8 protein-coding genes are annotated in these 11334 nt (G+C 71.6%); 4 read left to right on the top strand and 4 right to left on the bottom strand.

Going from position 1 to position 11334, the window contains the following annotated elements; all coding sequences use genetic code 11:
• The first annotated feature begins 37 nt into the window (after nucleotides 1-37).
• Complete coding sequence (locus HOV91_RS09370) at nucleotides 38-1180, top strand: metallophosphoesterase (protein WP_174185052.1); 1143 nt, start codon at nucleotides 38-40, stop codon at nucleotides 1178-1180.
• 36 nt (nucleotides 1181-1216) lie between these two features.
• Here HOV91_RS09370 and HOV91_RS09375 read toward each other — a convergent pair whose 3' ends face one another.
• Together HOV91_RS09375 and HOV91_RS40800 are read right to left on the bottom strand one after the other, a co-directional pair.
• Nucleotides 1217-2872, bottom strand: a complete 1656-nt coding sequence (locus HOV91_RS09375; RefSeq protein WP_174185053.1) for an alkaline phosphatase D family protein — start codon at nucleotides 2870-2872, stop codon at nucleotides 1217-1219.
• Between the two features lie 71 nt (nucleotides 2873-2943).
• Nucleotides 2944-5559: a LuxR C-terminal-related transcriptional regulator gene (locus tag HOV91_RS40800; RefSeq protein WP_174185054.1), complete on the bottom strand. Its 2616-nt coding sequence runs from the start codon at nucleotides 5557-5559 to the stop codon at nucleotides 2944-2946.
• Nucleotides 5560-5779: 220 nt separating this feature from the next.
• Between HOV91_RS40800 and HOV91_RS09385 the strand changes: the two genes are divergently transcribed.
• Together HOV91_RS09385 and HOV91_RS09390 are read left to right on the top strand one after the other, a co-directional pair.
• Entirely contained in the window at nucleotides 5780-6193 is a 414-nt protein-coding gene (locus tag HOV91_RS09385) for a DUF7144 family membrane protein (protein WP_174185055.1), read from the top strand.
• A gap of 296 nt (nucleotides 6194-6489) precedes the next feature.
• On the top strand, nucleotides 6490-7269 hold the full coding sequence (locus HOV91_RS09390) for an alpha/beta fold hydrolase (protein ID WP_174185056.1): 780 nt from the start codon (nucleotides 6490-6492) through the stop codon (nucleotides 7267-7269).
• A gap of 38 nt (nucleotides 7270-7307) precedes the next feature.
• Here the strand turns inward: HOV91_RS09390 and HOV91_RS09395 are convergent, their stop codons facing one another.
• Complete coding sequence (locus HOV91_RS09395; RefSeq protein ID WP_174185057.1) at nucleotides 7308-9098, bottom strand: hydroxysqualene dehydroxylase; 1791 nt, start codon at nucleotides 9096-9098, stop codon at nucleotides 7308-7310.
• Nucleotides 9091-10503, bottom strand: a complete 1413-nt coding sequence (locus tag HOV91_RS09400) for an NAD(P)/FAD-dependent oxidoreductase (protein WP_174185058.1) — start codon at nucleotides 10501-10503, stop codon at nucleotides 9091-9093. Before HOV91_RS09400 ends, HOV91_RS09395 begins: the two co-directional genes overlap by 8 nt.
• A 169-nt stretch (nucleotides 10504-10672) precedes the next feature.
• On the opposite strand from HOV91_RS09400, the gene HOV91_RS09405 reads away from it, so the two are divergent.
• Nucleotides 10673-11317, top strand: coding sequence for a TetR/AcrR family transcriptional regulator (locus HOV91_RS09405; protein ID WP_174185059.1), 645 nt, complete (start codon nucleotides 10673-10675; stop codon nucleotides 11315-11317).
• Nucleotides 11318-11334: the final 17 nt, after the last annotated feature.

Genomic DNA, 11334 nt, shown 5'->3' on the forward strand with positions numbered 1-11334 from the left:
GACCGCGCGCTACACCCGCGCACGAGGACGAGCCCTCTTGAAGTTTGTGCCCCGCCTGATCTTGTTCCTGGCGATTCCCGCTGTGCTGTTCCTGCTGCCCTGGTGGACGCTGGTGGCGGCGCCGACCGAGGAATCCGGCCCGCTGTTCTGGCTGGGCTCCGCCCTGTTCTTGTTCGGTTTCGCCTGCTTGCCCGCGTCGATGTTCCTCGGTCACGGGCCCGCGCAGTCGGACGCCGCCGCGATCGTCGGCGACACCTTGCTCGGCGTGATGTGGGTGTTCTTCAGCTGGTCGGTGCTGGGCAATCTCGCACGCGCCGGATTGACCGTCGCCGGCATCGGCGATCCGGCGCGCTCGCGGATCGTCGCGGTGGGTGTGCTCGCGGTCGCGACGGCGCTGGTGGCGTGGGGTGTGTTCGAGGCGCGCCGGGTGCCGCGGGTGCGTACGACGCAGGTGAGCATTCCCGGTCTCGGCCCGGCGCTGGACGGACTGCGCGTGGTGGTCGTGACCGACACCCATTACGCCGCACTCGACCGGCTGCGCTGGTCGGAACGTGTGGTCGAGGTGGTCAACGCGCAGCGCCCGGACATCGCCTGTCACGCGGGCGATCTCGCGGACGGCTCGGTGGCTCGGCGGCACGCGCAGGTCGATCCGCTCGGCAAGGTCGAGGCCGAACTCGGCCGGTTCTACATCACCGGCAACCACGAGTATTTCGGTGACGCACAGGGCTGGATCGAGCACATGGCCTCGCTGGGCTGGCGACCACTGCACAACCAGCACGAGACGGTGCGCCGCGGCGACGATCAGCTGGTGATCGCCGGTATCGATGACCCGACGGGCGTCGGCCTGACCGGTCACGGCCCCGACCTGCCCGCCGCGCTGGCGGGCGCGGACCCGGACGCGCCGGTCGTCCTGCTCGCCCATCAGCCCAAGCAGGTCGCCGAGGCGGCGGCCGCGGGTGTGGCACTGCAGATCTCCGGCCATACCCACGGCGGCCAGATCTGGCCCTTCCACTACCTCGTCCGGCTCGACCAGCCCGTCGTGGCGGGGCTGAGCCGCCACGGCGAGCGCACCCAGCTCTACACCAGCCGGGGCACCGGTTTCTGGGGGCCGCAGCTGCGGGTGTTCGCCCCGAGCGAGATCACCGTCCTCATCCTGCGTGCGGAGTCCGTGAGCCGCTGAGCCGCGGCTTCAGCGGCGCCCGGTCCGCCCGCGGGCTCACCGATCACCGCGGCCGGCGTCAGCATGACCGGCGGCCTCGGCGGACGGCGTCGGTGGTGCGGCGTGGCCGGGATTCCATGCCTCGACGACGCCCGGAATCCCGTTCTGGACGACATAGGCAGCGCGGGTGTGGATCGGCGCGCCGGGACGGCGGACGTACGGGACGACGCGGAAATCGTTGCGCCACAGCTGGTGGTCGAGTTCGACCCGGACATACCCGCGCTGGGCGTTGAAGAACTTGACATCCGGGTTGGCGGTGAGCAGCGTGCGGCCTTTCTCGCTCAGATCGGCTCCGTCGCCGTTGCTGGTGATCGAGGTGCCGGTGAATTCCGCCGCCACGACCGGTGCGGCCGGATCAGTGTAGTCGCGGCGCAGGTCCGCGGCTTGGTTCTCGTGCCGGTCACCGGTGATCACCACCAGGTTGCCCGCCCCGCGCGCCGCGGCGGCGCCGAGCACGGCGTTGCGGTCGGCGACGTAACCGTCCCAGGCGTCGGTGGAGACGCTGACCTCCGGGCCGGGATCGGAGTCGTTCTGGCTCATGCCGACCTGGTTGCCGAGGATCTGCCAGCGGGCCGTCGAGTGGGTAAGGCCGTCGATCAGCCACTCGCGTTGCGCGGCGCCGAGAATCGTCCGATCGGTGGAGAGCCGCTCGGCGCAGTCGTCGACCACGGCGCCCTCGCAAGCCTGCGGTGTGCGGTATTGGCGGGTGTCGAGCATCGTGATCTCCGCGAGGTCGCCGAACCGGAAGCGGCGATGCATCCGCATCCCCGCCGCGGACGGCAGCTGGGCCAGGCGCAGCGGCTGGTGCTCGTACATAGCCTGGAAGGCGGCCGCGCGGCGGCGACGGAACAGGGCCGGGACGCGCCAGATGTCGAGACCGATGCCGGGCGCGCCCGCGGCCCAGTTGTTGTCGACCTCGTGATCGTCCATCGTGACCAGCCACGGGAACGCCGCGTGCGCGGCGCGCAGCGGGGGTTCCGATTTGTACAGCGCGTAGCGCAGCCGGTAGCCGGGCAGGTCGACGGCCTCGGCGCGGAAATTCGGGCCCATTTCCACGCCCGCCCGGCCGCGCACCCAGGCCCGCTCGTAGATGTAGTCGCCCAGATGCACGACGAGGTCCAGATCTTCCCGGCTCATGTGCTCATAGGCGGTGTAATACCCGGAGCTCCACGACTGACAGGAGGCGAACGCGAATCGCAAACGGGACATGGCCTGTCCCGGCGCCGGGGCGGTGCGGGTCCGGCCGACCGGCGAGACCGCCGAGCCTGCCCGGAACCGGTAGTAATACCAGCGATCCGGCGCCAACCCGTGCACCTCCGGATGCACACTGTGGCCGAGCGCGCGGGTGGCCACCGCCGACCCGCGCGCCACCACCTGCCGGAAGTGCTCGTCGTGGGCGACTTCGTAGTCGACGGTGACCGGGTCGATCGGCATGCCGCCGAGCCCGTCCGGCGCCAGCGGGTCCGGCGCCAGCCGCGTCCACAGCACCACGCCGTCGGGCGCGGGATCGCCCGACGCGACGCCCAGGGCGAACGGATCGCCGAGCCGGCGGGGGGCGGGGAATCGAGCACTGCTCGCCGCCGCGGTTCCCACCAGCAGCGCGGCCGACCCCGCGCCGCCGACTCGTAACAAACTCCGCCGTGAGAGGGCCATGACTCAGCCTAAGGCCACGCCCACCGCCGGGAAGCGGACAGCGACCGGTCACCGGCGTCAGATCACCGGCGTCAGAGCAGCCCGCCGCGGCGCGCGTGGTCGAGGGCCTCCACCCGGGAGTTCGTGCCCAACTTGCCGTAGATCCCCCGCAGGTGGGTCTTCACGGTGTTCACCGAGACGCCGAGGTCCTCGGCGATCTGCTGGGCGGTACGCCCGGACGGCAACTGTTTGAGCACCGTCATCTCGGTGTGGGTCAAGGCGGGGTAGGCGGGTCTGCGGCGCGCGGCGGGATGACGCCGGATCGACTCCGCGAAGCTCTCCGACCGGCCGAAACGTCCCGCGTAGCTGTCCAGCAACGTCATCGCGGCGGGCACGTCGAGGAACGGCCGCAACAGCCGGTGCGGCGCGGCGGAACCCAGCGCGTTCTCCAGTGCGGCGAGGGCCTTGGCCGGTGCACGGGCCTCGTGTTGCGCCGCGGAGTACAGCAGCCATCCGGTGATCGCGCTGACCGGACGCAACTCGCCCGCCCGGTCCAGCAGCGGTTCGAGAACCGCGCAGGTCGCCTTGCGGCGATCGGCCGCGGCGTGCAGTGCCGCGTCGGCCAACCGCACCTCGGGCAGTTCGCCCACGATCCCGCGTGCGCGCTCGACCAGCAGCTGCGCGGTCCTGGCGTCGTGTACCCGCAGCAGCGCCCAGACCACCGGCAGGATCAAGCTGCCCGTCGCGGCGGGCACCGCCTCGCGTTCCAGCAGAACCAGCAGGCTGCGCCGCAGCGCGTCGACCGCGGCGGACTGCTCATCGGCCCGCTCGAGCTGCAGCAGGCGGCCCACCACGTGGCCGCGCCATCCCGCCACCGGACCGTGGGACCCGTCGTGGTCGACGCGCTCGGTGAGCACGGCGCGGACCTGCGCCGCGTCGGGCGTCTCGCCTTGCAGGTAGGCGCCGTAGGCGGCGATCGCGGTCGCCTGCACGGCGTCGGAGACCTCCGACAACCCGTGTTCGTCCGCGATCGCCAGCGCGCGCGCCGCCCGGTCGCGCATCGCGGTGGCGGCGTCGACGGCGTCGGCCGCGAAAGCCAGCCGGGTCAGCGCACGCAGCACCAGACGGGGGCGACCCGCGTGCTCGGCCACCGCGAGCCCGGAGTGCAGCAGCTGTTCCCCGCGCGCGACCGCGCCGTCCGCGACGAAGGCGGTGGCGATCTGGATCGCGGCGTACGCGTCGAGATCGGGGTCGCCGGTCGGCGCGACCCGGTCCGGGAAACCGGGGAGGACGGCTCCGGTGGTCGCCGCGACGTCGATCGTGGCGGCGAGGGTGAGCGCGTCCAGTCGTTCGGCGGAGGCGAAGGAGCCCTTCGCGGCACGTCGCGCGGTCGCGGTGTCCAGGCACGCGACCGCGGCGGCGGTGCTGCCCGCGACGAGCGCGTCCACCACGCGCACCAGCCACAGGAAGGGATCATCGAGCAAGGCGGGCGCCGAGCGGGCCACCTGATCGAACAGCATCGCGCCCTCACCGTCGAGCACGATCCGCAACGCGCAGGCGGACAGGAATTCACACAGGTCTGCTCGGTCGGCGACCGCGAGCTGATGCCCGAGCGCGGCCGCGGGGAGCCCCGCGCGGCGCAACCAGCGGGCCGACTGGCGATGCAGATCCGCGCACAGTTGCGGTCCGAGCCGGCGGGCCTCGGCGAGGAAATGGGCACGCACCAGCGGATGACAGGCGAACCACACCTCGCCGCCGCGCACGGCGGCATCGATCGGGAAGTTGATCCGGTCGAGTTCGTAGAGATGATGGCCCGCGCCGCCGCCGACGAGTTCGTCGGCGAGTTGCTCGGTGAACGACGCGGGAACGCTGGTGTAGGTGAGGAACTGCCGCAGTGCGGGCGGCAGCGCCTCGACGAGCTCGCCGACCAGGAAATCGGCGACCGCGCGCGCCGGGCGCGCGAGCACGGTCAGCGCCGCGGCGCGGTCGTCGGTTCGGGTACTCAGGTGGGCGGCGGCGATGCGCACGAGCGCGGCCCAGCCGCGGGTCAGCGCGCAGAGGCTGTCGAGTTCGGCGCCGGTGAGTTCGCAGCCGTGAGCACGGCAGAGCGCGTCGACCTGATCCGGAGTGAGGGCGAGTTCGCTCATGCCCCAGCGGGTCAGCCGGGAATGGAGATCGAGCACGTGCCAGCGGATCGGCGGCGCGAAGCGCGCGCACAGCACCGTCGTGACGGACGGCGGGGCATGCTGCAGGAAATACTCGACACCGGCGAGCGCGAGGGGATCGGTGATCAGATGGGCGTCGTCGAGCACCAGAACCGTCGGCGTCGCCCGCGCGTCCAGCGTCTCGATGAGTGCCGCCTGCGCGGTCGGCGGTCGCGAGCAGTCGGTAGCCGGGACGCCGAAGCGGGCGTGCAGCACGGTCCACAGCGCCGCCGAATCGTCCAGCTCCGGGGCGACTGTCACCCAGGCGACATCGGATCCGCCCGCCGCGCGCCGGGCGGCCCAGTCCGCGATCAGCACCGACTTCCCGGTTCCGGCAGGCGCGCACAGCAGCAGGACGTGTCCATCGCGGTTTCTCGTCACCGCGTCGGCGGCGGCGGACAGGCCCGGCCGGGGGATCGGAGGGAACGGCAACGCCGGAATATCGGTAGCGGACTCCGCCGCGGCGGGGATGGGGCGTAGTGCGGGGACGTGCGAGGTGGTCACCGTGCCTCCCGGGCCGTGTGCTGACAGATCGCTACCGCGCCTCGGTAGCGGAACTTACCCGGTGGAAAGGCCCCTCGATCACATCGTGGGTGGTCGTTATGGAATTTTCATCCCGGGGAGACGGAAGCGCCGGAGTCACCCGAAACGGGTGAAGTGCCGACCGGGCCGACTAGTGGAGATTCGGAGAACGTCCAAAACTTCCCGAGAAAGGGGGCGACCGATGACGCACATGACCGAACCGGAGGCACACCCCGTCCGCCGTGGCATCGCGGCGGGCACGTCCATCGCGGCAGCCATCCTGCTGCTGACCGTCGGGGTGCTGTCGATCTTCCAGGGCATCTCCGCCGTCGCCGAGGACGAGCTGTACGTCGTCGGCACCGACTACGTCTACAAGTTCGACACCACCTCGTGGGGTTGGATCCACATCGTGCTCGGCATCCTCTTGGTCATCGCCGCCATCGGTCTGATGACCGGCGCCACGTGGGCGCGGGTGGTGGCGATCGGCCTGGCGGCTCTGTCGATCATCGCGAACTTCATGTGGCTGCCGTACTACCCGGCATGGTCCATCCTGGTCATCGCGATCAACGTCGTCGTGATCTGGGCGGTCGCGACCTGGCGGCCGGAAGCGGTCTGACGGAACGGACCTTCGCGCCGCCGAGCCGCGGACGGCGCTGGAGGACGGGTGCGATCCCGGCGCCGGTCGCGCCGAAGGCATTGTGGCTCTTGCCTTCCGGCGCGGGCGGCTCGGCTCGATCCGGTCGCGCTGTCGAGCAGGGTAGCGATGCCGTGTCGCGGCGGTCAGCGTTACGCCGGGCAAACTCTCGCGACGGTCAGTGCGATCGACCGGTGAAGTGGGGGTTTCCGCTGTCACCGTAGGTGAGGTTGTGGTATCCACCTTCGAGATCGCACTACGAACTCGAAGGGACGGCAATGCCAAGCAACCCCCCGCTCGTTCTTCTGCACGGTGTCACGATGTCCGAACGGGTGTGGGATGACGTCACACCCTTGCTCGCCGCGCGGCACGAGGTGATCACCCCGACCGCCGTCGGCCACCGGGGCGGCCCGCCGGCCCTGCGGCGTCCGGCGCGGGTGGAGCATCTGGTGGACGACATCGAGCGGCGGCTGGACGCGCTGGGGCTGCGCCGCGTGCACATCGCGGGCAACTCGCTGGGGGGATGGATGGCGATCGAATTGGCCCGTCGCGGGCGCGCCGAGACCGTCTGCGCGCTCTCGCCTGCCGGCTTCTGGGAATCCGGCGCCGGGAGCCAGAAGGCCGCGACCCGTCGCATCGCCCGCGAGGCGGTCACCGGGCGGCTGCTCGGCTTCCTCGCGCCGTTGGCACTGCGCAGTGCGGTGGCCCGGCGAGTGGCATTGCGCAACATCGCCGTCCACGGCGATCGCGTCAGCGCGGCGCAAGCCATGACCTTCTTACGGGACCTGCTCGGCTGCACCGTGACCGCCGACCTGCTCGGCACCGACGAGCAAGTCGCCGCGCTGGACCCGCTGCCGTGCCCGATCACGGTGGCGTGGGCGCAGCACGACCGTGTGCTGCCCGAGGAGATCCACGCGGCGATCGCCCGGGCGCGCCTGCCCGAGGCCGTGTTCACCGTGCTGCCGGGAACCGGTCACGTTCCGATGATCGATGACCCGCAGCTGGTCGCGCGCACGATCCTGGCCACCACCAGCATCACCGCCGCCGAGGCGTCCTAGGCGGGCACGGAAGCGTTCCGGCGCCGCGGCGCGGCCGGTCACACGTCGAGCAGATGCGGCAATCCGGCGCGGTACCGGTCGGCGTCGATGCGTTTCCACGGGTCGAAGACCGGCAGCGACACCAGCGGGAAGACCGGAACGCGGGGCGCGGGGTCGTCGGCGGCGTCCAGGATGGCGTTGGCCGCCGCGCGCCCGGATTCGTTGGCCCCCTCCATGGTGGCGAGATCGATATTGTTGCGCACGTGGTCGCCGCCGAAGAACAGGTTCGCGACGGCGCAGCGGGCTTCGGGGCGGTTGTCGTAGGAGCCGGCCGTGTTGACCAGCAGCGGGGTTTCGTTGTGGATGCCGCTCGCGGTCCAGGTGACCCCGGGATCGAGATGCCAGGAGCGGATGTCCTCGGGGCGCAGCCAGCCCGTCGCGGTGTTGAGCCATTCGCTGAGCTGGGCCCACACCTCTTCGGCGACCTCGACGGCGGTGCACTGCTTGGCCGGCCGGCGGAAGCGGATGCCGGGGGAGTCCCAGTCGGAGATGTCCACCGACAGGCACTCCCGCACCGTTCCGTCGCCGTAGCGGGCGGCGAAATCGCCGACCCACATGGGGGCCTGGCGCAGTGCCGTGAGCGCCCACGGCGACCCCAGCGCGGCGATGTGGCCTTCCGGCAGCTCGGTGGGCCGGGTGAGGTAGTACTGGATGCCGACCATCCAGTCGGTGCGCAGCTGCCGCATGCCTGCCAGATGCGGGTCGGCGTCGAGGATGTCGTCACTGAGCAGAGCGACCGCCTTCTCCACCGGCATGGCGCACAGATACCAGTCCGCGGTCACCGTGGTCGACCGGCCGTCGGCATCGGTCACCGTCACCGAAGCGATCCGGCCCGCACGCAATTCCAGCCGCGTCGCCCGCTGCCCCGGCACGAATCGCACGCCGCGCGAGCGCAGATACGCCACCCAGGGATCGATCCACGCTTCGTTGGTGGGACGGTTGAGGATCCGGTCGATACCTGCGGAGTACTGGGGTATCGCTCCGGTCCCGGCCAGCACCAGCGCCTCACCGATGGTGCCGATGGTTCTGGCCGAACTCACCTGGGGCTTGGCCGCCACCGTGATCCGGGTCAGGGCACTGACGAGGTATTCGCGGTATGCCGGTGACTTGCCCTCGGCGCGCAGGATCTGCTCCCACGTCACGTACTCCCACTGCCCGAACCGCCGTTCGGTACACGAGGTGAACCAGACGGCCATCTGTTTGGCGAAGAACGCGAGCTCGGCCGGCGGCAGTTCCGGAATGAAGCCGAACGCGCCGACCAGGGTGTTCTGCAACCGTTGCGGGGTGAGCTGATCGATGCCGGTGAGTTCGACCGGCGCGAAGATCGGCGGCCTGCCGCGGAAACCCGCGACGGTGCCTTCGACCCGGATTAGATTGCCCGCGACGCCGTCGGGATTGCCGGGGAAGGGAATGCGGCGCATGGTGTCGGGCAGGTTCTGGTAGCAGCCGGGAAAGAACCGGAAGCCGTGCTCGCCGGGCAGATCCAAGCGGCCGTCGGTGCCGGTGCCCGGCACGCCCATACTGCGTGCCTTGCCGCCGAGGAACGCCGGTTCGTACACGGTGACCTCGTATCCGCGCTCGATCAGTTCGTGGGCCGCCGACAGCCCCGCGACCCCGCCGCCCAGCACCGCGACCGACTTTCCTCCGGTGCGCAGCCCGGGCGTTCGGCGAGCTTCGGGCGGTGCGGCGTGTGCCGGGGCGGCGGCGACGGCCGCTGCGGCAGCGAGCGCGCCGCGCAGCAGGTCGCGGCGGGTGAGGTCGATGGTCGGGCGAGGGCGCGGGTCATGCATGTCGATCTCCTGAAGATGCCGCGAGGAAACCACGCGGCGGCCGGGACGGGATGACGGTGGCGGGATCGGTGCGCGCGAAGGCGCGGGCCTCCCGTCGTTCGGAGATCGTGTCGCGGCATTCGCCCACCAGGTCCGCGATGACCGGCCAGGGCGCGCGCCACGAATCGCGCAGTGCTCCCGCCGCCAGCGCCGCGGCGCGGGCGGGAGTGAAGACGTCCTCGGGATGCACCGTGCGGGAGAAGACCGCGGTGACCGCGTCGGCCAGCGCCGGGTCGGCGGCGGCCTGCCGATACAGCTCGATCTCCAGCGGACGCATCGCCGTGCCCCTGGCCAGCCGGTTGGTCCACTGGTAGACGCTCAGGCACTCGCTGTCGCGCAGCTGTTCCCACGCGGTCAGGGCGGTATCGAGGTGCTCGGTGTCGTCGAGCGCCGGGGCGGCGAGTTCGCCGAGCAATCGCCCGTAGCGCAGCGCGTCTCGGATGCCTTGCGCGGTCACCGGGTCCTTGAAATGCCCGGCGTCACCGGGCAGCGCCCAGCCCGGCCCGGTCGAGCGCCGGAAGTAGGAGGCCAGGCCGGTGGCCGAACGCACACGCCCCACCCGGCGGCAATCGCGCAGCCGCCGTCGCAGTCCCGGTAGTCGCTCGATCGCCTCCTGATACCGGCGTTCGGCGCGCCCGGCGCCCGGCTCGCCGGGCCGAGCGGGCGGCTGGACGAGGCTCAGCAGCAGCCCGTCGTCGCAGGGAAACGCGGTGCCGAGATCGGGGCCGCAACGCCACTGCGCCGCGACGTGCCGCTGGTCGGCCGCGCCGTCCTGCCAGTAAGCGAAGTAGCAGTCCCGTCCGCTCGGTGCGTTGAGCCGGGGTCGCTCGGCGCCGACCAGCCGGGCCACCGTGCTGCGGCGGCCGTCCGCCCCGACCACCAGGCGCGCGCGCAGTTCGCGCGCACCGCCGCGGTCGCCGTAGCGGACGCCGACGCAGCGATCGCCGGACCAGAGCAGATCGGTGACCCGCACGCCCTCGCGGACTCGTGCCCCTGCGTCGACGGCGGTTGCCACGAGCGCGGCGTCCAATCCGGTGCGCCGGACGCACATCGCGTAGTCGATGCCGTCCACCGGCGTGAACGACGACCGGACCTGGTGGCCGCCGCCCGCGGCGAAGGCTGTGGTCAGCGCCGGAGCTCCGAGCTGCGCGACCCGCTCCGAGGCGCCCGACCGGCGCAGCTCGGCCAGGCCGGCGGGCCACAGCAGATGCGTGGAGAGGGTGTCGGCGGGAAAGCGCGCCGCGTCCAAGGCGACGACGTCGCGGCCTGCGCGAGCGAAGGCGATCGCCGCCGCCGAGCCCGCGCATCGCGCGCCGACCACCACCACGTCGGTGTGCTCGATTGCCGGGGAGGAAGATCCGCGCATGCCCGAACACCTCGGTCATATAGTCTCGGACACTGTGTCCGATCGATGATGGACCGTGGCTGCCCGAATGTCAATATCGGTGCCGTGTCGGCAGAATGGAGGCCGTGGTGCGACGCACCCCACCGGCACAGCCGAACAACGCGGCCGTTTCGCCGCAGAGAGGAACCGGATGCCCTCGCTGACCCGGGTCCCCAGAAACGCGCGCAAGCCCGTCGACGACCGGCGCGCGGAGTTCGAGCGACGAGTCCTGGCCGCGGTGGAGGAGCTACTCGCCGACGGCACGCCCTATACCGAGATCGCCGTCCACCGGATCGCCGCCGCGTCCCAGTCGGCCAGGTCGACGTTCTACCGGTATTTCCCGGACAAGAGTCAGCTGCTGATCCGGATGGCCGAATTGGCCACGGCGGATCTGTTCGAGGCCGCCGAGCGCTGGTGGAGCGCCGAGCACACCAGTCGCCAGGCCGGTGTGGTGACGGCGGTGCGCACCATGATCGCCGGATTCCGGGAGCACCGGTCCCTGCTGCTGGCACTGAGCGAGGTGGCGGCCTACGACCGGGACGTCGGCGCGTACTGGCGCGGCCGGGTCGCCTCGTTCGTGCAGGTGGTGCGGTCCAGGCTGGAGCACGACCGCGCCGAGGGGCGGATCAGCCCGGCGATCGATCCGCAGGCCACCGCCATCGTGCTGACCTCGATGGTCGAACGCGCGATCGCCGTCAGCTTCTCCGCGGGCTCCGGGGTCACCGACGACGCGCTGGCCGAGGCGCTGGGCCGGGCGATCTGGTTGACGGTGTACGGCGACGCGCCGTCCCCCTGACGGATCGCTCGGCGGCG

Source organism: Nocardia barduliensis (assembly GCF_013315795.1).
Taxonomy (GTDB): Bacteria; Actinomycetota; Actinomycetes; order Mycobacteriales; family Mycobacteriaceae; genus Nocardia; species Nocardia barduliensis.

Bases quoted from the DNA above. Each gene is read 5' to 3' on its own strand.
- HOV91_RS09375 (WP_174185053.1), bottom strand. From the start codon at position 2,872: ATGGCCCTCTCACGGCGGAGTTTGTTACGAGTCGGCGGCGCGGGGTCG.
- HOV91_RS09395 (WP_174185057.1), bottom strand. From the start codon at position 9,098: ATGCATGACCCGCGCCCTCGCCCGACCATCGACCTCACCCGCCGCGAC.
- HOV91_RS09405 (WP_174185059.1), top strand. From the start codon at position 10,673: ATGCCCTCGCTGACCCGGGTCCCCAGAAACGCGCGCAAGCCCGTCGAC.
- HOV91_RS09385 (WP_174185055.1), top strand. From the start codon at position 5,780: ATGACGCACATGACCGAACCGGAGGCACACCCCGTCCGCCGTGGCATC.
- HOV91_RS09400 (WP_174185058.1), bottom strand. From the start codon at position 10,503: ATGCGCGGATCTTCCTCCCCGGCAATCGAGCACACCGACGTGGTGGTG.
- HOV91_RS09390 (WP_174185056.1), top strand. From the start codon at position 6,490: ATGCCAAGCAACCCCCCGCTCGTTCTTCTGCACGGTGTCACGATGTCC.